This is a genomic window from Thalassolituus sp. LLYu03 (genome assembly GCF_050507655.1).
Taxonomy (GTDB): domain Bacteria; phylum Pseudomonadota; class Gammaproteobacteria; order Pseudomonadales; family Oceanobacteraceae; genus Venatoribacter.
Genome location: NZ_CP191496.1, coordinates 128,740 through 155,000 on the forward strand (window position 1 = coordinate 128,740; position 26,261 = coordinate 155,000).

The 26,261-nt window shown below is 55.4% G+C and carries 19 protein-coding genes and 2 rRNA genes (1 of these 21 running past the window's edge); 9 read left to right on the top strand and 12 right to left on the bottom strand.

All coding sequences use genetic code 11. The features are described 5' to 3' along the window. Positions 1-19 precede the first annotated feature (19 nt). From ACQUQU_RS00655 to ACQUQU_RS00700, 10 genes are all read right to left on the bottom strand, one after another. The gene (locus ACQUQU_RS00655; RefSeq protein WP_430461327.1) at positions 20-4,540 is read right to left on the bottom strand and encodes a PKD domain-containing protein; all 4,521 of its coding nucleotides are present in this window, start codon (positions 4,538-4,540) and stop codon (positions 20-22) included. Between the two features lie 474 nt (positions 4,541-5,014). Further along, positions 5,015-5,938 carry an AgmX/PglI C-terminal domain-containing protein gene (locus ACQUQU_RS00660; RefSeq protein WP_430461328.1) on the bottom strand — a complete coding sequence of 308 codons (924 nt, stop codon included), beginning with the start codon at positions 5,936-5,938 and terminating at the stop codon, positions 5,015-5,017. Beyond that, the gene (locus ACQUQU_RS00665) at positions 5,935-6,441 is read right to left on the bottom strand and encodes an ExbD/TolR family protein (protein WP_430463054.1); all 507 of its coding nucleotides are present in this window, start codon (positions 6,439-6,441) and stop codon (positions 5,935-5,937) included. Before ACQUQU_RS00665 ends, ACQUQU_RS00660 begins: the two co-directional genes overlap by 4 nt. Before the next feature lie 7 nt (positions 6,442-6,448). Then, on the bottom strand, positions 6,449-6,940 hold the full coding sequence (locus tag ACQUQU_RS00670) for a biopolymer transporter ExbD (RefSeq protein WP_430461329.1): 492 nt from the start codon (positions 6,938-6,940) through the stop codon (positions 6,449-6,451). Continuing rightward, entirely contained in the window at positions 6,940-7,617 is a 678-nt protein-coding gene (locus ACQUQU_RS00675; RefSeq protein WP_430461330.1) for a MotA/TolQ/ExbB proton channel family protein, read from the bottom strand. The genes ACQUQU_RS00670 and ACQUQU_RS00675 overlap by 1 nt, the downstream gene beginning before the upstream one ends. Before the next feature lies 1 nt (position 7,618). Next, the gene (locus ACQUQU_RS00680) at positions 7,619-7,915 is read right to left on the bottom strand and encodes a hypothetical protein (protein ID WP_430461331.1); all 297 of its coding nucleotides are present in this window, start codon (positions 7,913-7,915) and stop codon (positions 7,619-7,621) included. A gap of 15 nt (positions 7,916-7,930) precedes the next feature. Further along, positions 7,931-8,662 carry a tetratricopeptide repeat protein gene (locus ACQUQU_RS00685; RefSeq protein ID WP_430461332.1) on the bottom strand — a complete coding sequence of 244 codons (732 nt, stop codon included), beginning with the start codon at positions 8,660-8,662 and terminating at the stop codon, positions 7,931-7,933. Then, complete coding sequence (locus ACQUQU_RS00690; protein WP_430461333.1) at positions 8,649-11,465, bottom strand: tetratricopeptide repeat protein; 2,817 nt, start codon at positions 11,463-11,465, stop codon at positions 8,649-8,651. Before ACQUQU_RS00690 ends, ACQUQU_RS00685 begins: the two co-directional genes overlap by 14 nt. Then, the gene (locus ACQUQU_RS00695; protein WP_430461334.1) at positions 11,462-13,174 is read right to left on the bottom strand and encodes a tetratricopeptide repeat protein; all 1,713 of its coding nucleotides are present in this window, start codon (positions 13,172-13,174) and stop codon (positions 11,462-11,464) included. The genes ACQUQU_RS00690 and ACQUQU_RS00695 overlap by 4 nt, the downstream gene beginning before the upstream one ends. A gap of 5 nt (positions 13,175-13,179) precedes the next feature. Continuing rightward, positions 13,180-13,740, bottom strand: coding sequence for an AraC family transcriptional regulator (locus ACQUQU_RS00700; RefSeq protein ID WP_430461335.1), 561 nt, complete (start codon positions 13,738-13,740; stop codon positions 13,180-13,182). Between the two features lie 262 nt (positions 13,741-14,002). On the opposite strand from ACQUQU_RS00700, the gene ACQUQU_RS00705 reads away from it, so the two are divergent. The 3 genes from ACQUQU_RS00705 to ACQUQU_RS00715 all read left to right on the top strand — a co-directional run bounded on the left by ACQUQU_RS00705 (position 14,003) and on the right by ACQUQU_RS00715 (position 16,220). Next, positions 14,003-14,773 carry an SH3 domain-containing protein gene (locus ACQUQU_RS00705; RefSeq protein WP_430461336.1) on the top strand — a complete coding sequence of 257 codons (771 nt, stop codon included), beginning with the start codon at positions 14,003-14,005 and terminating at the stop codon, positions 14,771-14,773. Continuing rightward, the gene (locus ACQUQU_RS00710) at positions 14,743-15,420 is read left to right on the top strand and encodes an outer membrane beta-barrel domain-containing protein (RefSeq protein ID WP_430461337.1); all 678 of its coding nucleotides are present in this window, start codon (positions 14,743-14,745) and stop codon (positions 15,418-15,420) included. The genes ACQUQU_RS00705 and ACQUQU_RS00710 overlap by 31 nt, the downstream gene beginning before the upstream one ends. An 83-nt stretch (positions 15,421-15,503) precedes the next feature. Next, positions 15,504-16,220, top strand: coding sequence for a fibro-slime domain-containing protein (locus ACQUQU_RS00715; protein WP_430461338.1), 717 nt, complete (start codon positions 15,504-15,506; stop codon positions 16,218-16,220). A gap of 68 nt (positions 16,221-16,288) precedes the next feature. Here ACQUQU_RS00715 and ACQUQU_RS00720 read toward each other — a convergent pair whose 3' ends face one another. Together ACQUQU_RS00720 and ilvC are read right to left on the bottom strand one after the other, a co-directional pair. Then, positions 16,289-18,043, bottom strand: a complete 1,755-nt coding sequence (locus tag ACQUQU_RS00720) for a GGDEF domain-containing protein (RefSeq protein ID WP_430461339.1) — start codon at positions 18,041-18,043, stop codon at positions 16,289-16,291. A 168-nt stretch (positions 18,044-18,211) separates the two neighbouring features. Continuing rightward, entirely contained in the window at positions 18,212-19,702 is a 1,491-nt protein-coding gene (gene ilvC / locus ACQUQU_RS00725) for a ketol-acid reductoisomerase (RefSeq protein WP_430461340.1), read from the bottom strand. 139 nt (positions 19,703-19,841) lie between these two features. Between ilvC and ilvY the strand changes: the two genes are divergently transcribed. The 6 genes from ilvY to ACQUQU_RS00755 all read left to right on the top strand — a co-directional run. Continuing rightward, complete coding sequence (ilvY, locus tag ACQUQU_RS00730) at positions 19,842-20,717, top strand: HTH-type transcriptional activator IlvY (RefSeq protein ID WP_430461341.1); 876 nt, start codon at positions 19,842-19,844, stop codon at positions 20,715-20,717. A gap of 47 nt (positions 20,718-20,764) precedes the next feature. Beyond that, positions 20,765-21,559, top strand: a complete 795-nt coding sequence (gene pssA / locus ACQUQU_RS00735) for a CDP-diacylglycerol--serine O-phosphatidyltransferase (RefSeq protein ID WP_430461342.1) — start codon at positions 20,765-20,767, stop codon at positions 21,557-21,559. A gap of 101 nt (positions 21,560-21,660) precedes the next feature. Further along, positions 21,661-22,653: a protein-methionine-sulfoxide reductase catalytic subunit MsrP gene (gene msrP, locus ACQUQU_RS00740; protein WP_430461343.1), complete on the top strand. Its 993-nt coding sequence runs from the start codon at positions 21,661-21,663 to the stop codon at positions 22,651-22,653. Beyond that, entirely contained in the window at positions 22,653-23,252 is a 600-nt protein-coding gene (locus ACQUQU_RS00745) for a sulfite oxidase heme-binding subunit YedZ (protein ID WP_430461344.1), read from the top strand. The genes msrP and ACQUQU_RS00745 overlap by 1 nt, the downstream gene beginning before the upstream one ends. 524 nt (positions 23,253-23,776) lie before the next feature. Then, positions 23,777-25,309: ribosomal RNA gene (locus ACQUQU_RS00750) — 16S ribosomal RNA — on the top strand. Positions 25,310-25,532: 223 nt separating this feature from the next. After that, positions 25,533-26,261: ribosomal RNA gene (locus ACQUQU_RS00755) — 23S ribosomal RNA — on the top strand; it runs 2,160 nt beyond the window's last position. Together the 16S and 23S rRNA genes form the textbook arrangement of a ribosomal RNA operon.

Below are 26,261 nucleotides of genomic sequence, written 5' to 3' on the forward strand. Positions count from 1 at the left end.
TGTGTCTGCTAACCGCCGCTTACTGCAGTGGCGCACCACGGTCGAGCCATTCGCTGATCATGCGCAGCTCATCCGCCGACAGCATACCGCTGTGGTCAACGCGGGACGCATCGCCCGGGTTGAACAGCCAGCCGCTGTGGTCCGCATCGGCATCAAACAGTTCGAAGAAGTTGGCAGACTGCAGGGCGCCTTTGTCCGACATCAGGTAACGGCTGTAGCAGGTGAAACAGTCGTTGCCCGGTTCCGCCGGGTATGGCGCTCCTTCAAAGCGGTGACAATGCGATTCGCTGATCTGGCTGAAGCTGTTGGCGATGTACAGCCAGTTGCTGCGCGGTGCGAACAGGTCTTTGAAAGAGCTGACTGTGCTGGTGGTGGTGCTCACGCCGTCCCAGGTCAGATTCAGCGAGGTCGCACCGGAATTGTCGTGGCAGGCAACGCAGCTGCGGCCATCATTGTCACGGCCCGCCACTTCCCACAGCGGCTGTACGTGATCGAGGTAATTCACGTCGGCGCGGCAGTTTTCGTCCCAGCTGTTCAGGCAGGCACTGTCGGCCGGTGCCAGAGTCGACAGGTTGCTGTAGCTGTACGTGATGTCGGCGGCGCTGGCACCCGAGGTCCAGACGTCGGTGTAATTGACGTCGGCCTGAGCCACTTCCACTTCTCCGCGATAGGCGGCCAGCACTTCAGCCATGGTATCGCCGGCGTGCACCGCCTGCAGGGCGTTGCTGGTGTTGTCGAAGGCAGCACCAGCGGCGCTGGCGCCTGGATTCACGGTGGAACCGTCCTGAAGTTTCAGCACGCTGCCGGCACTCACTTCGTAGTAAGCGTCGGACCAGCCGGCCATCCAGGCGGTGCTGTCGTTTTTGGCGGCGATGGCTTTCAGACGGGCACTGACGATGGTCAGACGGAATTCCGTGTCGGCCGGTACTTTAAACAGGGCAGAGCCGTCCGGTTCAACCGTGGCGTAGCCAATCAGACGGTTGCTGTCGTTTTCGGTGATGCGGATAAAGCGCTCGGAGCGGTCACCGATCGGATGCTGGGCCGGATCGCGCAGTGCGCTGATGCCTTCCGCCGACTGATCCACGCCGTTCCGTTCGTAGATGCTGCGGATGTTCACGGTGCCATAGACCGAGGTTTGTTCGCTGTCGGGTTCGGTGAATGAGCAGTCTTCGTCGTCGTTAAAGTCGTCGAGCAGGCTGGCCAGTGCAACGGCTTCATCGCGTACGTCGTAACCGATGGCGCACTGTGCCAGCAGCGTCTGGCCACGGCTGATGGCATCGGCGATGCTTTGCGGAATCTCCGCGCCGTTGGCCTGATTCAGACGGGCCGCAATCCACTGGTGCGATAAAATGTACAGCGCGTTGCCGCGCGGCGGTGTTTCCAGATTATTCAGCCAGGTATCGCCGCACATCAGAATATCTTCACTGATCAGCGCACCGCCCACCTGCGGCCAGGCCACCTGCTGACTGGCATTGCTGGCGTAGCGGTTGTGGTTTTTCCAGTAACCCTGACCTGAGTAACAGGCACCCGCCATCGGGGTTTCTTTCACCGGATCAGTCGGATCGGTTGGATCGGTTGGATCGGTCGGATCAGTTGGATCAGTTGGATCAGTCGGATCAGTTGGATCAGTTGGATCAGTCGGATCGGTTGGATCGGTTGGATCGGTTGGATCGGTCGGATCGGTCGGATCAGTCGGATCGGTCGGATCGGTCGGATCGGTCGGATCGGTCGGATCGGTCGGATCGGTCGGATCGGTCGGATCGGTTGGATCGACTTCATCGCAATTCTGTTCTTCGTGATAAGTCACGATAAACGACGTGATTTTAGGATCGTCGAAGAAGTTGTATTCAGTGCCTTCGCGCGAGAAGAAGCTCGCCCCGGTCAGGTCTTCGCCCACCGGACTTTGCGAGGTTGCGCGCACCGCAATGCTGAAATCTTCGCCACGGAACGGACCCACCACACCACCGTCGGTGTTGTACCAGTACTGGAAATCGCCGACATAATGTTTGCTGGCATCGTCGCCACTGTCGACGGCGTTCAGCTCGTCGCCGTCATCCGACAGAATCACCTGATCGACCGGGGTGCCGGCAGCGTTCAGGTTATTGTCGGTGAACACTTCAAAGTACACCTTGTTGTCGCTTTGTCCGGCGGCGTCTTTATTAAAGAAGAAGTACAGGAACAGGTCGCCTTGGTTCAGCTGGTCACGCGGTTTCACTTCGTCATTATTGCTGTAAACCAGAGCGTCATGGGCCGCGGTCGATTCATAGAAGAAAATATGAGCCGAACTGTCTTTGGGTTGTGGCAGCGCATCGTTGTTGTCATCGGCCGCATAGGTCGGATGCGCGGAATGACTGTAATAGTTGTAGCTGGCGTCCGGCGTATTGGTGCCTTTGAACGACGTGATATTGCCGAGGAAGACATCCTTAACCAGTTTGTCCGGATTATCGCTGCTGGCTTTCGCCGCCCAGATCGACAATGTCTTACCGCTCACACACATCTGATTGTCGGCGACGGCTTCGATCATCACGGTATCCGGTGCGCTGACGGCTTTGCCATCGCTGACGGTCAGCTCAACCACGTAAAAACCTTTTTCGGTCAGTGTCAGGGTTGGTTGCTGAGCGGTCGCGTTGGTCAGCAGTCCGGCATCAATTTCGGCCGGTGAACTGATCACGCGCCAGCTGTAGGTCAGGGTGTCGCCGTCGGCATCGGAACTGGCACTGCCATCCAGCATCACGGTGGCGCCAACCGCCTGCTTCAGAATATCGGCGCCGGCATTGGCGACCGGCGCATGGTTGGTCGCAGGATCGGTTGGATCAGTCGGATCAGTCGGATCAGTCGGATCAGTCGGATCAGTCGGATCAGTCGGATCAGTCGGATCGGTTGTACCGCCAGAGCCTGGAGTTGTCGGGTCGGTTGGATCAGTAGGATCTGTCGTACCGCCGGTTCCCGGAGTAGTCGGGTCGGTAGGATCGGTAGGATCGGTCGTACCGCCAGTGCCTGGGGTAGTCGGGTCGGTTGGATCAGTCGGATCGGTTGTACCACCGGTTCCCGGTGTGGTCGGGTCGGTTGGATCAGTAGGGTCGGTCGTACCGCCGGTTCCCGGAGTAGTCGGGTCGGTTGGATCAGTCGGATCGGTTGTACCACCGGTTCCCGGAGTAGTCGGGTCAGTTGGATCCGTCGGATCGGTAGGATCAGTCGGGTCCGTTGGATCCGTGGTGTTCTGGTCGTCGTCTTCGTCGTCGGTCACCGGATTAAAATTCAGCGACGCCGAGGTATACGGATACGCCAGTGCCAGCTCGGTATAAATCACACCGGCTTTACCGCTGATAACAGGCTGGCGGGTTTTATCGGTCGGGCTGTAAGCCCACACGCCGTAGTGCGCGCTCACATTGCTGAAATCGGTGTCGTCGGCACAGCCTTCGGTCAGGCTGCCGTTTTGCGCCAGACACTGAGTCCAGCTCACCAGCATACGGCCACTGCCGTCGCGGTATGGCCAGAAGGCGCTGTACCAGCCGCCATCGGACACCTGTTGCGGGTAAATATTCACGCTGCCGCCGGTGTAAGACGCCGGGGCAAAATCGCCGTACACGGTTTTACTGCTGCTGCCCGAGGCCAGCGCAATAATGTCGCCACCGTGCAGACTGTGCTGCTGGTGACGCACCAGCGCCTGCAGATGACCGTCGCTGTCCTGAACCAGATTCACCAGATCCAGTGCGGCTTCTGAACTGCCGGCTTTAATTTCACCGCTGGCCAGCGCGCTGACGGAACCGTCGTTGGCCAGCTGCATCAGGCTGTAAACTTTGGTCGCTGCGGTTTCGGAGCTGTCGGTTTCACAGGTGGCGGCGGTAATGCCGGTGGCCACGGCGCTGACGTTGCTGCACACGCTGCTTTCGGCGCCGCGGGCAAAACGGATAAAGACCAGACTGCCATCGGCCAGTGGGGTGGCGCGGTAGTCGTACACATCACCTGAGGTGAGTTGTTGCAGGTTTTCACCGCTGCGCGACATTCTGTACAGCACAGACGCTTCGTTTTCGCTCAGACCGTTCGGACGGGTGGACGAAAAAATCACATCGCCGTCGGTGGTGTAGGTGGCGCTGAAATCGTGGCCGGCTTCGGCCACTGAGGTATCACCGATCAGACGGCGCACGGTATTGCCGGCAAAATCGTATTCGTACAGGTTCCAGGTGCTGGTGGCGGTACGGGCAGAGAAAATCAGAAGCTGACCGTCGGGCGATACGTTCAGATCTTTTACGTCGTATTCCGGCGTGCCCAGCACGGCGGACAAAATTTCGCTGTCGGCGGCGCTGGAGGAAACACGCGCACGCACTTTCAGTGCAGCACCCGACTGATAACTCAGCGCGGATACTTTGCTGCTGTCACTCAACGTTCGCTGTACGTAGGCAAAAGGCACGTCTGTGGCCACCGCGTTTTCGCTGCTGGTGCCCGGATTTTCAACGCCCAGTTCGTCGCCACAGCCAGTCAGTAACAGACTGCTGAGCAGAACGCCGGAAGTACAGAATTTAAAAATTGTTGAGTTCATCTTACCGTTACCCTATCGCCCAAATTCGGGGTCAGGGTATTGTGTCATTTTGTTAAATCCGAATATGGAACGTGATCACACTCTGACCGGGGTTTTGCGCCATTTTCTGAATGTGTGAACCAGTGCAGATTTCCAGTGTATCTGCGGCTTTCAGCGCCATTTTTAAACAATGAACATCTGTTTATAAATCGATTTTCAAGTCGTGTGAAAACGGATTGCGGCAAAATAAATTTCACAGCAATAACTGTGTGTTATTGGCCTTGTTGGCGAATTTTTTATGGCGCATTGATGGTGGCGCAAACGGCGGTCAGGCGGTTGTTAAATGCCGGTTTTCAGCGGTGCAAAGCGCGGGTTTTGCGGGCGAAACGCCCGGAATGCTGGCGTGGTTTTCAGTGAACCATTGCCGGAAATAAAAAAACCGGACAATAAATGCCCGGTTTTTCGCGTTAATAATGGTTTTATTCGCGTCTGAACTCAGCTTGGAATCAGCACGAAAGTGTATTGCACGCGGGTAGGCGCCACTTTATCGGCGCCAAAATTCATGGCGCTGACCTTGGCCAACATTTTCTGTTCCAGATCCGGCATACCGAGATCGCTGTTCAGTAATTTCAGGCGCGACACGGTTCCGTCCGGTTCAACCACCAGTTCAAATACGAATTTCCCCGCCAGATCCGGGTACTGCCGCAAGGCCTTGGCGTACAGCGCGTACACAGTGCCTTTGGTGTTTTCGATGGTGCGGCGGATGCTTTCCATATCGCGCCGTCCGCGTGCCCCTTCGCTGTAAGCGCCGCCTTCATCGGGTAAATCCAGATACGCAATCGGACTGTCCACCGCCGTGCCCTGATGCGAGCCGAGCGCCGCGCCTTTAACCGCCATGTTCATGTCCGAATTTTTCAGACCGCCACTGGTGGCCAGATTGTCCTGGCCCAGTGACGAACGGGTTTCAGCTTTTGCCTGACCGCCGGTAACCGCCAGATTTTTATTCTGCAGCTTGCTGACGTCGACCTTGGTTTTCATGGCATTTAATGACGACAGCGCGGCTAATGCCTGAGCCGGTGCCTGCGAACCGGATTTCGGTTGTGGCCGTTCGGCGGCGGTTACCGGTTTTTCTTTGCGCGGTTTTGGTTGTGGCGGCGGTGGTGGTGTTTCGTCCACCGGTTTTGCGACTTCCGGCATTTTCGGCGGCTCGAGCATCACCTGCGTACGCACCACAGGCTGCTGTTCCAGCGCGGCGAAATCCACCTCCCAGCGTGGCAGAAAGGGCACCACAATAAACAGAATCAGCAGCGCAATGCCGATATTGCGCAATACGCGGATAAAGCGCTGGTCGTTGTCCTGATTGACGGTCCATGGCAACTCAAGACTGAGCGCCATAAATGGCGTGGCGGCAGTCGTCATGGTTGCTCTCCTCCGGTCAGGGCGCCGGCGGCGACCTGGTTAATGGCCAGCGACACATCGCGGAAACCGTAGGCGGCGCAGGTGGTCATCACGGCTTTGAGCAGATCGTACGGTACGCTGCGTTCACCCATGATGGTGACCGAACGGCCGATTTTCTTTTCAACCTCGGTCAGTTCACCACTGTCTTCGGCGAAGGCTTTTAACGCTTCGCCCAGCGCTTTATTCACTTCGCCCGGTTTGCGGTTGACCTCGCCGATGGCGACTATGTTGTCGCTGCCCATCATCACGAATTCATCGGTGACATTAATCACCAGCTGGCCGTGCAGGGCGCCGTCGGCATTGGAGTCCGGCAGTTTCACGAAATTGGCTTTGGCCAGTTCCTGTGTGTCGCCGGTGTTCATCAGCAGGAAGAACACCAGGATGGTAAAAATATCCATCAGCGAGGTCAGGTTCAGACTCGCGGGCTTGGTGGTTCTGCGCTGAATAAAGCCGTTGCTTGCCATATTCACATTACCCTTTCTTATCCCCGAGCGAGATCTCGGGGAAGAGTTCGACTTCAACCAGACTGGCAGCGACCACGGTTTTATAAGACTTAACCGCATCCATGGTGGAGATGAGGGTCTGATACTCCACGTTTTTGGCCGCGACAATGGTGGCGTCTTTTTTATCGGTGACCTGATCTTTTAAATCGCGCATGGCCTGCGACAAAGTACGGTAGTCGTACTGACCGTCGGCCTGCGGAATGCTTTTAATCAGTTTGCCGGTGGGGAAGTACACCGCGAATCCTTTGCTGTCGACCACCACTTCCAGCTGCGACTGGCTCAGTTCCGCAGCGGATTTACCACCACTCAGTTCCGGCAGGTTGATATCCAGAACACGCACTTTGGTAAAGGTAAGACTCAGCAGCAACACAGGCACCAGCACGATCATGAGGTTCATGAACGAGGTGATGTCGATGTCGTTTTCTTCCGTTACCCGGCGCTTCATCTTGAAGGAAGACATTACGAATCCCTGCGTTCGTCTTTCGGATAACCGGCTTCAACGGCGCGGTTGAGGGTCATCACGTTGAGGAATTTCATCGCGCCCATTTCAATGCCGGCAATAATGGCGTTGGTTTTGTTGTTGATGATGGCGCTGGCAATCAGCAGCGGGATCGCCGCGATCAGACCGAAGGCGGTGGTGTTCATCGCCACCGAAATGGATTGAGACAGCAGTGCGGATTTATCCGCCGGGTCGGCGTTGGCCACCGCGGCGAAGGCGGCGATCAGACCGATAATGGTACCGAGCAGACCGAGCAGAGTGGCCACGTTGGCCAGCATCGCCAGATAGTTGGTGCGGTTTTCCAGGCGCGGCAGAACTTCCATCACGCCTTCGTTCATGGCCTGTTCGATATCGGCGCGCTGTTTGGTGATTTTCATCATATCCAGACCGCAACCTATGATGCGCGAAATAGCAGCGGTATGGTCGCGGGTGAACAGCGCCATTTTTTCCTGATCGTTGGTGCGCAGCAGCGGCAGGAAATCCTGAAAGGTTTTTTCGTTGCGCGATTTTTCGCGTTTCAGGAACAGCCAGCGTTCAACGGCAATGGCTAAGCCGAGTACCAGCACGATGGAGATCGGATACATGAACAGACCGCCTTCCTGCAGGAAGTTGACGATGATGCCGTAAATGTCGCCCATATTATTTACCCTCTGAGATTGAGCCAGGATTATTTTCTAAATTCATTTCGTCGTAGATGCGCATCGAGCGCAGCATGACGTCGCGGTCGATCGCTTCCAGACTGTCGTCGTAGCGGTCTTCCACATTCTGATACAGCCGGTCAGTACCGCTGGCGTCCTGCCAGGGCACGAAATAACTGACCGATGGTTGTTCTTTGTCACCGACGATTTTACTTTCCAGCCGGATCGGTTCTTCCGCCTGCACCGCGAGCGACAGGGCACTCAGCAGGGTCAGGCCGGACAGCAGACGTAATGTCATAGCGTGCTTCATCCTTTACTGGGCAGCGACTTTGGCCGGCGCTTTCGTCGCCGGGCCTTTGTCGATGAAACTGGTGTTAATGCCGGTGCGGCTTTGTACTTCCGCGTACCAGTCCTGCGCCTGACCGGATTTTTTATGGGTCAGGAACAGATAAGCCTCGTAATGCGCCTGTGCCTTGGCTGGCAGGTTCAGATACAGGTCGTACAGCACGCCCAGATTCAGATGCGCTTCCGGAAAATCCGGCCAGACCTTTAATGCGGCTTCGTAGGTGTTCTGCGCCTGCACAAACTGACCCTGACGGCGCTGTGCTTCGGCCAGGCCCAGATAGGCGTTTACGTTCACCTTATTGATACTGATGGCCTGGGAGTACTCTTTGGCCGCCGCGGCGTACTGTTCTTTTTTCATGCTCAGATCACCGAGCAGCACCCAGGGGCCGGCTAAGGTGGTGTCTTTTTCGGTAATGACGCGCAGCTTCTGTTCAGCGGTTTTATCGTCTTCGGCAGTAATGGCCTTTTTCGCTTCGATAAACAGCAGCACCGAGCCTTTGCTGATGGTGCCGGTCTGCAGCAGATACGGATTTTCCCCCGCGACATAAGCCACTTTATTGCCCTGCTCGTCGTACGACTGCGACGGCAGGTATTGGGTGGTTTCGGTCAGCACCGGCTGGTCGTTGGTGACGACCGGTTTGGGGGCGGCACACCCGGTTAACAGGGCGGCCAGCACGAGCAATGGCTTAACGGATTTCATCGCCGTACCTCTTCTGAATTTCGGTTTTGTTGAAGCGCGCCGGTTGCAGACGGGCGAGGGCTTTAAAGCTGTCATCAATCCACGGGTTGAAGTGGCCTTTCCAGCCCTGTTCGGCGTTGCTCTGGTACACAGACACCGCCAGTTCCAGCATGGGCGCCGATTGCTGGGCAATAATGTCGCGGAACATGGCCGCGTCCTGCTCGCTCAGTTCTTTCGGCACCGGCAGGGTGTTCAGCTCGTCGGCCATTTGCTGATACAGACGGGCAATTTTGAAACTGGCCTGAGTGGTGAATTCCAGCAGACCGTATTCAGCGGCCTGCTGATAACGGGTCGCGGCATCCTGCAGCGACTGATTTTTCAGCGGCAGGTTACGCTCGAGGTTGGCGCTCAGGCGGCGCTTGCTGAATTCGCCGGCAAAATAATCGCCGTATTCGGTCGCGGCCCAGGCCGCCAGCCAACGTGAACGGTCGGTGCGCTGCTCGCCGGCTTTGGCATCGCCTTCGATGATGCGGCGCAGCCAGAACAATTTGCGGGTTTCGTCCTTCAGCTCGCCGTACAGAGTGGCGATGTGATAACGGGCTTCCATGCGGTTGTCGAACGGATCTTCGTAATCACGCGCCCAGGTTTTGAAATACTCGAGTGCGGTTTCTTTATTGCCGAGTTTTTCCCGCAGCATGGCAGCGGCAAACAGGGCGTCACGGCGTACGTTGGCATCTTTATCGGCTTTATACAGACCTTCGTACGTTTCGGCGGCGGCTTTCAGCTGGCCGGCCTGTTCGTAGCCGTAGGCCAGTTTGCGCGGAAATTGCGCCGCCAGTTCGTGTTGTGGATACAGGGCGCGTAATTCCACCAGTTCATTGATGGCACCCTGCCATTGCTCGGCGGTCAGCAGGGTAATGGCGGCATCGTACTGGGCGATCACGCGAACCTTGCTGTCCGGTGCGATGGTTTTAATGCGCAGCAATTGCGCGGCGGCCTCCAGTTTCTGACCGGCACTGGTCATGACTTCCGCTTTTTTGTACACCGCGGTGGCCATACGTTCGCTGACGGCAACGTAGTCGGCGTGCTGTTTACCCAGCAGCGCGCGCTGATGATCGTAATTCTGTTCCGCTTCGGCGTATTGCTTGAGCTGGAAATAGGAGTGCGCCATCAGACCATACGCGGTTTGCTTCAGGTTTTGATCCAGTTTCTGATTGCCTTTAATCAGACCGTCCGCCACCTCGATGGCCTGCTGATAACGGTTCAGGCTGAACAGGTGCTCGGCGGCGTTGGTGAGCACGGCCGGTGAACGTTCGTCGGTGTCGTACGCGGCGGCAAAGCGCAGCATACTGGCCACGGCATTTTCCTGTTCGCGGGCTTTGTCGGCGGGCTTGTTCTCCAGCAGCGCGATGTTTTTCTGATACGCCAGAATGGCGGCGTAACCGGCACGGTTACCGAATTCCTTGTCTTTGTACTGGTAGCTGACGATTTCGTAATCGGCGGCGGCGGCGGCAAATTGCTGCGCTTCAAAATGCGCTTCGGCTTTCAGGAAACGCTGACGGGCAACATCGGCGGCTTGTGGGAAACTCGCCAGATAGTCGGCGTAGTATTGGGTGGCCTGCTGATACGATTCGCCGGATTTTGCGTTCAGCTCGTCGGCGCCTTTTACCCGGGCGGCTTCTTTTTCGCCGGCCAGTTTGGCCTGCTGCTGCGCCTGACCGTGGAAATGCGCGGCCAGTTCGGTGAGGTAAGGTTTCAGTGTGGCGCTGATGTCGGCTTTTACCGGCTCACTGGCTTGCTCCCAGTAGGCGGAGGTCATGCCGTAACGGGCAACGTAATCCTGTTTGGCCAGCAGCACGTCTTTGGCAAAGGCACCTTTAACAAAGGATGCGATCTGCTGACTGTGCATGCCCGGTGTGCGCGCGTCCATCGGGAAGCGCTCGATAAAATTACGATAGGTCGCGGCGCTGTCGGCGTAGCGGTTTTTCTCCAGATAATACGCCCCCAGATCTTCGTACACCTGCCACTGATACGCCTTGTTGCTCAGGCCGCTGATGTCCTGAATTTTGGCGGCGCCACCCACGTTCACCAGTGCCAGACTGATGGAATGCAGGGTGTCTTTCAGCATCGGCTTTTCGGTAGTGGTGGTTTCCGGTGCTTCCAGTACCTGTGCCAGAACGAAAGCGAAGGACTCCAGCGCTTCATCAAACAGACCGCGCTTGTACAGCGCCCAGCCGAGCATGTAATGCGAGTTCAGTTTCAGCGACGGCGCATTGGCCTGCGTCACCGTGCGGTAATGGAATTCCGCCTGTTTGTAATTACCGTTGTTGAAATTAATGTCGCCCAGACGGAAATGCGCTTCGGCAATGCCGCTGTAATCCGGGTGCAGGGCCACCAGACGTTTGAGCATGGCTTCGGCGTTTTTCGGCTCGCCTTCCATTTCGTAAGCTTTCGACAGCTGGTACAGAACTTCGGCGTTGTCCGGTGAGTTCGGGTATTTTTCCAGAATGTCGATGTAGGAATTAATGGCTTCGCGGTAGTAGCCTTTTTCCGGGCGGGCGACGCTGCTGGTTTGCAGATAATCGCCTTCGGCCATGGATACGCCGGCGATGCGGCGCTGAATCTGTTCTTTCAGAAATTCGTCGTCGACCAGCGTCAGCAGTTCCTGATATTCCTCACGGACCTGCTCATGGTCCATGTTGCGGAAATCGAGGCTGCTTTCTTCGGCTTCCTGACTTTTCAGGCCGCCGATGGTGTTGCTGCCGCCGAACAGGCTGCAGCCACTGAGCATAACCAGTAAGCCCAGATTGGCGATGTGTTTCATTGTGATGCTCCGGTTGCGGCGTCATCCATGGTGTTCAGGGCCTTGTCGTACAGACGGGCCTTACCCAGACGGGCCTGTGCCCAGTAATAGCGGATGCGTTCTTCGTGTTTATCCAGTTCGGCGGTAATCACGGCACGCATAACGGTTTCCAGTGATTTCACCAGCGCGTTGGTGTTGCCCAGCTCGCGCGTTACCTGTCCGGCCAGTGCTTTGCTGCGCTGTTCGAGGGCGTAGCTCAGGCGATACGGTTCTTTAATGGCCGCGACCTGATCCATTTTGTCGCTCACCAGACCGAGTTCTTTGGTGGTGTTTTCCCACAGACTCTTGAAGCGCTCCTGTTCCCAGTCGGCCAGCGTCAGGGTGTTGAGCTTGAGTTCCTGCAGACCGTCTTTATAGAAGCGGAATTGTTTTTGCGCGGCGTTGGCTTCGGCCATCAGGCGGTTCATGCCGGTCTGGTCGCGGCGGATGCGGATGATGAGTTCGTGCTCGTGGGTCTGCATCTGCCAGAATTCCAGATTGCGGCGCACGCCGTATAAGTCGCGCAGCTCTTTAATCACCGAATAAAAGTTGTTGGACGCCATCAGCTCAGTGAGGAAAGGGGTCAGCTTGTTGTAATCCAGACTCGGCTGCATGCCGTACCAGTCGGACTCGTCCAGCAGGGCTTCGAGGTTGATAACGAATTCCTGCGGAATTTCCTGAGCCGCAATCACCTGACGGGCGTGGGTGATGGCTTCCAGACCTTCTTTAAATTCTTTTTCTGCCAGCAGGTACTGTTTCAGCGCGCTGCGTTTGGCGCCTTCGGTTTCGTACACATGGGCCAGCAGCACTTTTGCTTCCTGAGTTTCAGGAATGGCGATGGAACGCTGGTCGAGTAATTTCAGGGCCGGAATGGCGTCGCTGTTGCGTTTGAGCTTGATCGCCGACCAGGCGTAGGTGAGCAGGGCGCGGTTGGAGTACAGACCTGTGGTGCGCACCGCCTGCAGATTATTCCACGCCGTCAGCAGGTCGCCGTTGCTGATGGCAATTTTCGCCAGCGCATGACGGGCGCGGTCGGCCAGTACCAGTAATTCCTCACTGCCGCTTTGCTGCGCCAGGGTCATCACTTTGCTCAGGCTCTGGGCGGCGTCGGCGGTTTTACCGTCTTTCAGCTGACGGATGGCGAGGTTGTAAATCAGGTAAGGTGCGTAGCGGCTGTCGTTGCCCAATTGGGCGATGCCGGCGTCGGCCGCGGCGGTCTGACGGTTGCCAATGTTGATCAGCGTTGCCAGATAATTGTATTCGGCGGTGATGTCGAACGGGATGCGGCCACCGATCTGCGTCAGGGCGTGGGCGGCACGGGCGATATCGGCTTTCTGATAATAGAGCTTGGCCAGATAAAACCAGGCGCGGTTGCGTTGCTCGTCGGCGACCTGCGGCGTCAGCAGATCGCGGAAAATGGCTTCGGCCTGATCGGCCAGACCATAGGACAGCGTCATGCCACCTTTTAACAGGCGCGCATCGTCGGCGTCGTGGTTCAGCGCCTGTTTGCTGTCGGCGTATTCGTAGTGCACCAGCGCGGCGAAATAATCCTGCTGGTAGTAGTCGAACAGAATGCCGCCGTATTCCAGATCCTCAACGGCAGCGGCCTGCACCTGTGGTGATGGCACCATAAAAGAAGCCAGCGACAGCGGCAGCAAGGCGGTGCGCAGCACATGCAGAACCCGGTTCATTGCGCTTACCACTGTTTAATCTCAAACACAGGTTCCTGGCGGGCGCTGTCGTCACGCACAGCGATCTCCAGGTACTGACTGGCTTGTCCTTTTTCCAGTGTCAGTTCCGCCGCCCGTTTGTACGGACGACCGTTCGGACCAATGCCGGTAAAGAAGGCGGTGACCTCGTGTTTGCCTTCCGACAGGTTGGTCATGAACAGTTTTTGTACACCGCCACGGGCCAGCGCGTCGCGCTGACGGGCCGAGTACAGATGCGACGACACCATTTTGTCGTCGATTTTCAGCTTGATGCTTTCAAGGGTGAAAAATTGCCCGGTTTCAGTCGAGACGAACACAGAAAACTGGGTGTTGGTCGGAAACAGCAGGGCTTCCTCCATCACACGCAGGTCTTTGTTCAGCCCGATCACACGGGTCTTCAGCGCCTGAATGTCGCCCGACAGACGCTGCACTTCACTCATGGCCTTTTTCGCTTTTTCTTCCGACTTCTGCTGGCCGAAGTCGATCGTTGCATCGGCAGCACGCACAGGCAGAGAAATCGCCAATAACAACAAAACCCAGAACCGCACCTTGTAAACCTCGCAATAATTTCTGACATCGGCGGAGAATCGTGGGCATTTTCGTTACTTACGAATTGTAAAAACGGGCACCTGTTCAAAAAACCGGATAGGGCAAGTTGAGCACTTGTTAAAATCCGGACGCTCTTCACATTTTTTGTGTAAGGCCGGTCACACTGTGAACCGGTTAACAGTCAGAAGGTGAAGCACTGCAGCGCGCACCGCGCGCGCCATTCCTACAATGCCCCGCTCTGATGTTTACCCTGGGCGTCTCATGACACGTTTTTTGTCTGCTCTGGTTCTGATGGTGTCGTGCCTGTCTGCGCAGGCTGATGATCTGGTCGAAATCACCAAAGTGAGCGACGAAGATATTCAGCAGGCGCTGCAGGTGACGGTGATCGATCCGTACCTTGAGCTGCACACCGGCCCCGGCCGTGGTTATCCGGTGATTTATGTGGTGGAAAAAGGCGAGTCCATTTCTGTGATCAGCCGCCGCACCACCTGGTATCTGATTGCTGACCAGCGCGGTAAATCCGGCTGGGTAACGCGTGAATCACTGGCCCGTACCTTAATGGACACCGGCACCCCGGTGGCTCTGCCGGATACCCGTCACGGCGATTTTCTGGCGCACAAAGCGCGTCTGGGTTTTGCCGTCGGTAAGCAGGAAGGGTCAGAGCAGGTGGCCATGATCGCCGGTTACCGTCTGAGCAAACGCTTTGGTATCGAGGCCGAATACGGTCAGGTATTCGCCGAAACGGTGGATGGCAATCAGCAGTCGGTGAGTCTGATTGTGGAGCCGACCGACCGTTGGTCGTTCACCCCCTTTGTCTCGCTGGGTTATGGCCGTCAGGAACTGAACCTGAAAGAAAAATTACCCGGCACACGTCCGGTGGCCGACGATTTCCGCTCGTTCGGCGCCGGCATCAACATGTACATCGGCTTCAACTTTGTACTGCGCGGTGAGTACCGCAACCTGACCATTCTTTCTGAAAACGACAACGTGAGTAACGCATTATGGCGAATTGGATTCAGCAGCTTTTTCTGACCGGCTGTGCAGCGGCGCTGACGCCGGTGCTTACGTCGGTGGCGCTGGCTGATACGCCGGTGAACGACGGATCTGTGGTGATTAACCCGATCAAAATTCTGGAGCCGGATGTTCAGCAGCGTAAGGCTGAGCAGGCGAAAATCGATAACGAAGTGTTCGAGGCGGGCTTCTTTGCCGGTCTGATCAGCATCGAAGATTTCGGTACGCATCCCTTGTACGGCGTGAAGGCTTCGTTTCATGCCACCGAGGATTTCTTCCTGCAGACCAACTACGGCATGAGTAAGGCTGGTCGCACCAGTTACGAAACCATCAACGGCAGCGACATTAATATCCTCAGCGATAAAGACCGCGAATTCAGCTATTACGACCTGTTGGTGGGCTACAACCTGTTCCCGGGTGAGACCTTTGTGTCGCAGAAATTAACCTTTAATTCTGCATTTTATCTGATTGGTGGTGTTGGTAATACGACCTTCGCCGGTGATGAGCAATTTACCATCGTCATGGGCACAGGTTACCGCATTATTCTGTCGGACTGGCTGACCTGGAACATGGACTTCCGTGACCATATGTTCGAAACCGAGCTGCTGGGTCATAAGAAAAATACGCATAACATTGAATTTGCTAGCGGGTTAACAGTTTCCTTCTGACGACTGCTGCATTTGTGGAATTACGTCGCATCACCGGTTGGGGCAACCGGTTAGTATCCGGCGCATCAGGCTGAGGGGTTATTATGAAATCGTTCTTGTTCACGGCGGCTGGTTCCGCATTGCTTTTACTGAGTGCAGGCGCTCAGGCCATTGATGCTGACGCCGGCGTGTGTGAATGCAAAGTGGCTACCGGTACCCGTACCGTGCCTGTGGTATTCCGCGATTTCAGCACCACTCATCCGGATTTTGAAACCATGGATGGCGTTGATCTGGGCATTGTGAAAACCGATCTGGGGCCGGACGGTCGTCCTGTGTATGCCTCGGCCACCACAACCAGTACCACCACCGGCAAAGAAAATTTTGATCAGTGGTACCGTGATGTGCCGGGTGTGAACATCGCTTTCAGCGACAGCCTGACCATTACCGAAATTTCTCCGGGTTTCTGGCAGTACAGCAACCACAGTTTCTTTCCGATCGACCGTAAAGGATTCGGTAATCAGGGCAATTACCACAACTTCCATTTCACCATGGAAACCCACCTGAAGTTTTATTACCGCCCGGGCGATACCTTCACCTTCCGCGGTGACGACGATGTGTTCCTGTTTATTAACGGTAAGCTGGCGATGGACATCGGTGGTGTGCACGGCATGATTCAGAAAACCCTGGATCTGGATGCCAAAGCCGCTGAGCTGGGCATTGAGCCGTACGGCACTTACACCTTCGATTTATTCTTTGCTGAGCGTCATACCTCGGAATCCCACTTCCAGTTCCAGACCACGCTGGAACTCGAATGTCTCTGAGCTGGTATTTCTGAGCCGTTATTTCTGATCTGAGTTTCTGACCAGAAGTCGCGCTCAGGAAGCAGGGCTCAGTTGATGCTGACCAGCCGGGCACTGTCTTCCGACAGGCAGTGCCAGTGGCTCCCTTCATGTTGTTTAGCCAGACGTTTGGCGCGGGTTGCCAGCGTCGACAGCGCCTGCTGATCCTGATGCTGAATCATGGTGGATGGCACCACGCCAATGGCCAGGCTGAGTAACGGCAGCTGACAGGCATTGCCGTTGCGGTCGCTGCCGGGAATATAGCCCTGGGCCCAATCGTCTTCGCTGTGAAACGGCTGCACGCCGGTGCGGAAATTTTCCAGAATGGAGTCGCACAGCAGGGCAATGTCCTGATCTTCGGTAATCAGCAGAAAATCGTCGCCGCCGATATGACCGACAAAGGTGTGGTTGTCGGCGTAATTCTGCAGCAGTTTCCCCAGCCAGCGCAGCACGTTGTCGCCCTGACGATAGCCATAATGATCGTTGAATGGCTTAAAAAAATTCAGGTCCGCGTACAGCAGGCTGAAACGTTTGTTGTGGCGCAGCAGTCGCGCAATGGCTTCATCAATCGGCACATTGCCCGGCAGCAGGGTTAACGGGTTGGCGTAACGGGCTTTCAGAATCTGATTGTCGGTGATGCGTTTCAGCAGATCTTTGGTATTCACCAGCCCGGAGTAATTACCCTGATGCGTCACGATCAGATGCTGGCGCAGGTAATGATCTTCGTCGTCGGTCATGATTTTACTGACCGCCTCAAGCGTCATGCTCTGGTCGACAATTAACGGGTCCTGCTGCATGGCATGCTGCACGGTTTTCCGTTCGAACAGCGCGCGGCCGTAGGGCATGGCAAACATTTCCAGAATGCGGCGGCGGTGCAGCAAACCGACCGGCCGTTCGTCTTCCAGTACCGGAATCGACATTAACAGCGGCGAGCGTTTGAATAGGGTATCGGCGTCGAGCAGGTTCATGTCCGGATGTATGGTGCGCACCGGCTGACACAAATGGCCAATGGGTAAATCGAGGGTGTGATTGCTCAGCGCCTGCGGCAGCGGATCGTCTTCCGGAATCAGCACTTCGGGGTGCTGCGCCGGGCGCCCGAGCAGATAGCCCTGACCAATCTGAATGCCGAGCGAACGCAGTAAATTCACTTCGCCGGTCTGTTCAATGCCTTCGGCAATGATTTCGCAATCGAGTTGCTGACACAGGTGCACCACCGAGGTAACGAACGCCTGTTTAACCGTGTCCTGATCGATGCGGTCGATAAAGTGACGGTCGATTTTGACGTAGTCGGGCTGAATTTCTGACCAGAGTTTTAATCCTGAATAGCCGGCACCCAGATCGTCGATAGCAATGCCGAAACCAAGCGCCTTGAGGCCGCTGATCACGCGGATAAATTCGGCGCCGTTGTCGATGGGGAAGCGTTCGGAAATTTCGAGTACCACATCGGCCGGAGACAGCCCGGCTTTTTCCAGCTGCAGTGCCATTTCGTCGAGCGCATCGCTGTACGTGAGCAGGGTTTGCGGACAGATATTAATGAACAGCAGGCCGGGTATCTGCAAACTGGCAAAGTGGCGTACCGCCGAGCGGATGCACAGCAGTTCCAGTTCCGGAATACGTTCAAACTGGTGGGCCGCCTGAAACATCAGGTCGGGCCGTTGCAGTAAATGGCCGGGATGGCCGCGGGTCAGGGCTTCATAGCCCAGTGCGTCATGCTGCTTCAGATTCACGATCGGTTGCAGCACGGTATGAATGGCTTCCTTGCTGATCAGGTCATCCAGGCTGTCTTTAAGAAGTTGAGGCGCCATATGGGACTGTCAGACATTAATTGTGCCGGCAGTGTAGGGCGGGCGAATGACGCGGGGATGACAAAGCGGTAAGCAAACTTAGCGATTGGTAACGATTTGTTGTTACTGGCAGAACGCGCAGGCATAAAAAAACCCGGCATTTGCCGGGTTTTTTTATCGCAGGGCTTCTTAGTTAGAAGCTTCTACAATGCGCTTCATGTCGGTCATGTAGCCACGCAGTTCAGAACCAACCCACTCAACCGGGTGGTTGCGGATCAGGTCGTTCACTTCGATCAGGCGCTTGTTGTCCACAGAGTTGGACTTCACTTTCAGGCCTTTACCGATCACGTCAGTGCTGATGTGCGGCATGAACTTCTCGCGCAGCAGAGGAACGGCAGCGTGAGAGAACAGGTAGTTACCGTATTCAGCGGTGTCAGAGATAACAACGTTCATCTCGTACAGCTTACGACGGGCGATGGTGTTGGCGATCAGCGGAGTCTCGTGCAGAGATTCGTAGTAAGCAGATTCTTCTACGATGCCGCTTTCAACCATGGTTTCGAACGCCAGTTCAACACCGGCTTTTACCATAGCAACCAGCAGGATGCCGTGGTCGAAGTATTCCTGCTCGTCGATCTTAACGTCAGAAGCCGGGGCTTTTTCGAAGCCGGTTTCTGCCGTTTCTTCACGCCATTTCAGCAGGTTGGCATCGTTGTTGGCCCAGTCGATCATCATGGTGCGGGAGAATTCGCCGGACATGATGTCGTCCTGGTGCTTACGGAACAGAGGACGCATCAGCTCTTTCAGTTCTTCAGCCATGTCGAACGCAACCACTTTGGCTGGGTTAGACAGACGGTCCATCATGTTGGTGATGCCGCCGTATTTCAGCGCTTCGGTAACAGTTTCCCAGCCGTACTGGATCAGTTTGGCGGCGTAACCTTCGTCGATGCCGTCTTCAACCATTTTCTCGAAGCCCAGGATGGCGCCAGTCTGCAGCATGCCGCACAGAATGGTTTGTTCGCCCATCAGGTCGGACTTAACTTCGGCTACGAAAGAAGATTCCAGACAGCCTGCGCGGTGACCGCCGGTACCGGCTGCCCATGCTTTAGCGATGTCCCAGCCTTCGCCTTTCGGATCGTTTTCCGGGTGAACGGCGATCAGAGTCGGTACACCGAAGCCACGCTTGTATTCTTCACGAACTTCAGAGCCCGGGCACTTAGGAGCAACCATCACAACGGTCAGGTCGTCACGGATCTGCATGCCTTCTTCAACGATGTTGAAGCCGTGGGAGTAACCCAGAGCAGCGCCTTGTTTCATCAGTGGCATAACCGCGCCAACAACCGCAGAGTGCTGCTTGTCCGGAGTCAGGTTGATCAGAAGGTCAGCCTGTGGGATCAGCTCTTCGTAAGTACCGACGGTGAAACCGTTGTCGGTGGCGTTTTTCCAGGACTGACGCTTTTCAGCAATGGCTTCAGCGCGCAGGGTGTAGGACACGTCCAGACCAGAGTCACGCATGTTCAGACCCTGGTTCAGGCCCTGAGCGCCACAACCGATGATCACAACTTTTTTACCTTTCAGGAATTCGGCTTCGGAAGCGAATTCGGAACGGTCCATGAAGCGGCAACGAGCCAGCTGATCCAGCTTCTCGCGCAGGTTCAGAGTGTTGAAATAGTTAGTACCCATTTCGGTCTCCTGATTAATGAGGTTAACGGTCAATTCGTTGGGGGCGAATAGTAGGTGAAGAATGTCGTTGCGTAAAATGCTATTCTTGCGCTTACTCGTTGCGTTTTTTGCAACGACAATTCCGCCAGAGGGAAAGCGCATGGATTACAAAGACTTGCAGGCCTTCCTGAGCCTCAGCTCACTGTTGCACCTGGGCAAAGCCAGTCAGCAACTGCACATGAGTGCCTCGACATTGAGTCGCCGCTTAGCCCGTATGGAAGAAGAAGCCGGCGCTCAGCTGCTGACGCGTGAGACCACGCCACTGCAGCTGACGGCGGCAGGTGAGTTATTCCGCCAGCACGCCGAGCAGACGCTGCTTGGCTGGCAGCAGTTGCGCAGTGCGGTGGGCACTAAGGTGAGTGACCTGAGCGGTTCGCTGACACTCTATTGTTCGGTGACCGCCAGTTACAGCTTCCTTGCCGATCTGTTGTCACGCTTCCGTGAAAAGTACCCGAAGGTGGATCTGCGCATTCATACCGGTGACTCGGCCGAGTCCATTCCGCGGGTGGAGTCTGGTGAGGCGGATGTGGTGATTGCCGCCCGTCCCGAACAACTCCCGGGCGAACTGACCTTCAAAGCCATGGCGTCATCGCCGCTGTTGTTTATTGCGCCGCGCATGCCGGGAGCGGTGTTGCCGCTGAATCAGGCGGACACTGACTGGGCTTCTGTGCCCATGGTGTTGTCGGAAAGTGGCCTCGGGCGTACCCGGGTGAACCGCTGGTTCGAGGCGCGGGGCATTCGTCCCTATATCTATGCGCAGGTGTCCGGCAATGAGGCCATCGTCAGTATGGTGGCGCTGGGGGTGGGGGTTGGAGTGGTGCCGGAACTGGTATTGCGCAACAGCCCGATGGCCAGCCGGGTGCGGGTGCTGAACGTGCAGCCGGAACTGGAACCCTTCGCCATTGGTCTGTGTGCACGCAGTCAGCGTCTTAATGAACCATTACTGCAGGCTCTTTGGCAGACAGCGATAATTTAATGGCTCATAATGGGCGTCTTGATTGTGGTTTAACGAGTCAGCCATTCATGAACGAAGATAAGAAGGTTGTGCCGCTGATGGACAACATGAATACCAACGAAGAGTGCACAGAAACCAAAACCAGTAAGTGGAATGGCCGTAAGGGCATCTATCTGCTGCCAAACCTGTTTACCACAGGGGCTCTGTTCTCAGGATTTTACGCTGTGGTTGCCAGTATGAACGGCAACTTCGAAAACGCAGCCATCGCCATTTTCATTGCCATGATTCTCGATGGTATGGACGGCCGTGTTGCCCGTATGACCAATACCCAGAGTGACTTTGGCGCTGAGTACGACAGTCTGGCCGACATGGTGTCTTTCGGTGTCGCACCGGCACTGGTTGCCTTCAGCTGGGCGCTGCAGGATCTGGGCAAGGTAGGCTGGGTGGCTTCTTTTGTTTATTGTGCCGGTGCTGCTCTGCGTCTGGCGCGCTTCAATACCCAGCTGGGCGTTGCCGATAAGAACTTCTTTACCGGTCTGGCCAGTCCGTCTGCGGCAGCCATTGTGGCCGGTACCGTCTGGGTGTTCAGTGAGTCCGGTGTCACTGGTGCGGATGTGGCCTGGCTGATGGCGTTGATCGTGCCGGCGGCGGGTCTGCTGATGGTATCCAATGTGCGTTACCACAGCTTCAAGGGTCTGGATCTGCGCGGCAAGGTACCTTTTGTCGCCCTGCTGGCCGTGGTGATGGTGTTTGTCGTGGTGTCCATCGATCCGGCGAAAGTTCTGCTGGGTGTGTTTATGGCGTACGCCTTGTCTGGCCCGGCCTACGAACTCTGGACCCGTCTGCGCGCTAAGAAAGCCTGACGGGCGCCTGCCTGTCGGGAACTCCCGCCGGGATCACTGTCTGACCTTGCACTGAGCAGCGTCCTGAACGAAGCTCAGTGCACATAACAAAGGGTGCCGACATGATCTTCCGTTCTGCAAAAGCCAGTGATCCACTGGCATCTGAAATCACGCCTCATTCTGTTTATCTGAACCGCCGCCAGTTTATGGGGCAGACGGCTGCGCTGGCTTTAGCCGCAGCAGCGTCCGATGCGTCGGCTCTGGTAGCCCGTGACAAACCGGCTGATATGGGTCCGCAGTGGTTGCGTGAGCAGATTGCTGCCGCAAAGTCCGCGCCTGCGGGTGATGATGCGCCGGCGCCCTACAGCTCCATCACCAACTACAACAACTTCTACGAGTTCGGTTACGACAAAGACGATCCGGCCCGCTACGCCGGTAAGATGAAGGCAGACCCCTGGTCAGTTCGCATTGAAGGGGAGTGCGAGGTCAAAGGTACCTATGCTCTGGAAGATCTGCTGAAGGGGATTGATCTGGAAGAGCGCATCTATCGTCTGCGCTGTGTGGAAGCCTGGTCGATGGTGATTCCGTGGATCGGCTTCTCTCTGTCGGATCTGATTAAGCGCTGTAAGCCGCTGTCATCGGCGAAGTATGTGGAGTTCATCTCGCTCGCCGATAAAGATCAGATGCCGGGGGTGCGCTCTGCGTTCTCTACCATCGACTGGCCGTATCGCGAAGGTTTGCGCATGGATGAAGCCATGCATCCGCTGACCATGCTGGCGGTGGGTTTGTATGGTGAGGTGCTGCCGAATCAGAACGGTGCTCCCATCCGGTTGGTCGTTCCATGGAAGTATGGCTTCAAGAGTGCGAAGTCGATTGTCGCTATCCGCTTCAGCGAGCAAATGCCGAAAACAACATGGAGCCAGATTGCACCTCAGGAATACGGCTTCTATGCCAATGTGAATCCGGCGGTGGATCACCCGCGCTGGAGTCAGGCCAGTGAGCGCCGGTTGCCATCGGGTCTGTTCTCTCCGAATCGTATCGATACCCGTCTGTTTAATGGCTACGACGAAGTGGCGTCTCTCTACAGTGGAATGGATGTGCGCAGGTTCTATTAATGTCAGTACGTCTGGATATCCGCTGGTGGCTGATCTTTCTGTCACTGTTCACCCCCTTTGCCTGGTTGTTATGGACTGTTATCCGCTTACAGAGGGGTGAGTGGGATATTCTCGGACCGGAGCCGGGTAAGGCTGTCGTCTGGTTTTGCGGCAGCTGGGCCTTCAATCTGTTGTTGTTGACACTAGCTGTAACGCCAGCAAAGCGTTGGCTGGGGTGGTCATGGCTGATGCGCTACCGCCGCATGGCCGGATTATGGACGTTCTTCTATCTGACCCTGCACTTGTTGGCTTACGCAGCGTTGCTGCTGGAATGGCAATGGCACGAAATAGGCTCTGAGCTCATAAAGCGTCCCTATCTCTTGTTTGGTATGGCGGGCTGGTTGCTGATGGTGCCGCTGGCGGTCACTTCTACTAAGGGGTGGCAGCGTCGCTTGCGTCAGAACTGGAAGAAGCTCCATAAGCTGGTTTACGCCATCGCCATACTCGCATCCATTCACTACCTGCTGCAGATACGTTCATCCTGGTTTGAACCAGTCCTATACACGCTCATAGTTGCGGTGTTGTTGCTGGCAAGAATGCACAGGAAAACGTTCGTTTAATATTCTTGTAAAAAATTTCCAAAAACAGGTTGACCCGAAAACTGGCAGCCCTATAATGCGCGCCTCTCACGCAGCAAGGCCGGTTGGCAGCGCTGATGAGAGCGAAAAACTCGCAATTTTTCTGGCGTCATCTAGGCTTCCAAAGCTTCAGTGGTTAAGGAAAAAGTCTGAAGAAAGGTGTTGACGAAAGTCAAAAAGAGCGTAAGATGCTCGGCCTGCTTCAGGAGCTAAGCGAAAGTGCTAAGTTGTTGAGGTTTTGTTAAGTGGTTGAATTTAAAAGAAATTTTGAAAATAACGCTTGACGCTAAAAACAAACGCTGTAGAATACGCAGCCTGCTTTGAGCGAACGCCGAAGCGAAGTTCTTTAAAAATCAGCATTAAGTAATTCGTGTGGGTGCTTACTGAGATGATGTGGAGACACAAAATTTCAAGTAAGAACTCGTCGAAATTCATTTACGTGAAAGTTGACAGTTTTATTCTTGAGCAAGATTTAGATCAGCAAATTCCGCTGGTCGAAACACTTTAAACTGAAGAGTTTGATCATGGCTCAGATTGAACGCTGGCGGCAGGCTTAACACATGCAAGTCGAGCGGTAGCAGGCCTTCGGGTGCTGACGAGCGGCGGACGGGTGAGTAACGCGTAGGAATCTACCTGGTAGTGGGGGACAACAGTTGGAAACGACTGCTAATACCGCATACGCCCTACGGGGGAAAGCGGGGGATCTTCGGACCTCGTGCTATCAGATGAGCCTGCGTAGGATTAGCTAGTTGGCGGGGTAATGGCCCACCAAGGCGACGATCCTTAGCTGGTCTGAGAGGATGATCAGCCACACTGGGACTGAGACACGGCCCAGACTCCTACGGGAGGCAGCAGTGGGGAATATTGGACAATGGGCGCAAGCCTGATCCAGCCATGCCGCGTGTGTGAAGAAGGCCTTCGGGTTGTAAAGCACTTTCAGTCGGGAGGAAGGCTTCGTAGCTAATAACTGCGGAGATTGACGTTACCGACAGAAGAAGCACCGGCTAACTCCGTGCCAGCAGCCGCGGTAATACGGAGGGTGCAAGCGTTAATCGGAATTACTGGGCGTAAAGCGCGCGTAGGTTGTTTGTTAAGCGAGATGTGAAAGCCCCGGGCTTAACCTGGGAATTGCATTTCGAACTGGCAAGCTAGAGTACAGTAGAGGGTGGTGGAATTTCCGGTGTAGCGGTGAAATGCGTAGAGATCGGAAGGAACATCAGTGGCGAAGGCGACCACCTGGACTGATACTGACACTGAGGTGCGAAAGCGTGGGGAGCAAACAGGATTAGATACCCTGGTAGTCCACGCCGTAAACGATGTCTACTAGTTGTCGGGGGACTTGATCCTTTGGTAACGAAGCTAACGCGATAAGTAGACCGCCTGGGGAGTACGGTCGCAAGATTAAAACTCAAATGAATTGACGGGGGCCCGCACAAGCGGTGGAGCATGTGGTTTAATTCGAAGCAACGCGAAGAACCTTACCTACTCTTGACATCCACGGAATCCTGCAGAGATGCGGGAGTGCCTTCGGGAACCGTGAGACAGGTGCTGCATGGCTGTCGTCAGCTCGTGTTGTGAAATGTTGGGTTAAGTCCCGTAACGAGCGCAACCCTTGTCCTTAGTTGCCATCATTAAGTTGGGGACTCTAAGGAGACTGCCGGTGACAAACCGGAGGAAGGCGGGGACGACGTCAAGTCATCATGGCCCTTACGAGTAGGGCTACACACGTGCTACAATGGCCGGTACAGAGGGTTGCGAAGCCGCGAGGTGGAGCTAATCTCACAAAGCCGGTCGTAGTCCGGATTGGAGTCTGCAACTCGACTCCATGAAGTCGGAATCGCTAGTAATCGTGAATCAGAATGTCACGGTGAATACGTTCCCGGGCCTTGTACACACCGCCCGTCACACCATGGGAGTGGGTTGCTCCAGAAGTAGATAGCTTAACCTTCGGGAGGGCGTTTACCACGGAGTGATTCATGACTGGGGTGAAGTCGTAACAAGGTAGCCCTAGGGGAACCTGGGGCTGGATCACCTCCTTAAACGATACTTCGCTCATCTCAGATAAGTGCTCACACGAATTGCTTAAATGCTTTTACACGAACCCTCGTGGTTTTGTGTTGTTCTTTAAAAATTTGGATACATGAGAATTAATTGAGATTCTCAAGCGAACCGGCGGTTGCTTGATCGATTAACTTAATAATTCCAGCCATGAAAGTTTCCTTGCTCATAGCTTGTAGCGAATGAAACGGTTTGGGGTTATATGGTCAAGTGACTAAGCGTGCACGGTGGATGCCTAGGCAATAAGAGGCGATGAAAGACGTGATAGCCTGCGATAAGCTTCGGTGAGGTGGCAAATAACCTTTGACCCGGAGATCTCTGAATGGGGAAACCCACCCGTCATAAGGCGGGTATCTTACACTGAATACATAGGTGTAAGAGGCGAACCGGGAGAACTGAAACATCTAAGTACCCCGAGGAAAAGAAATCAACCGAGATTCCCTAAGTAGTGGCGAGCGAACGGGGACCAGCCCTTAAGCTGTTTTGTGGTTAGTAGAACGCTCTGGAAAGTGCGGCCGTAGTGGGTGATAGCCCCGTATACGAAAACCTATAAGCAGTGAAATCGAGTAGGACGGGACACGTGGTATCCTGTCTGAATATGGGGGGACCATCCTCCAAGGCTAAATACTACTTATTGACCGATAGTGAACCAGTACCGTGAGGGAAAGGCGAAAAGAACCCCTGTGAGGGGAGTGAAATAGATCCTGAAACCGTGTACGTACAAGCAGTGGGAGCCGACTTAGTTCGGTGACTGCGTACCTTTTGTATAATGGGTCAGCGACTTATATTCAGTGGCAAGGTTAAGCGAATAGCGGAGCCGTAGGGAAACCGAGTCTTAAATGGGCGTTTCAGTCGCTGGGTATAGACCCGAAACCGGGCGATCTATCCATGAGCAGGTTGAAGGTTGAGTAACATCAACTGGAGGACCGAACC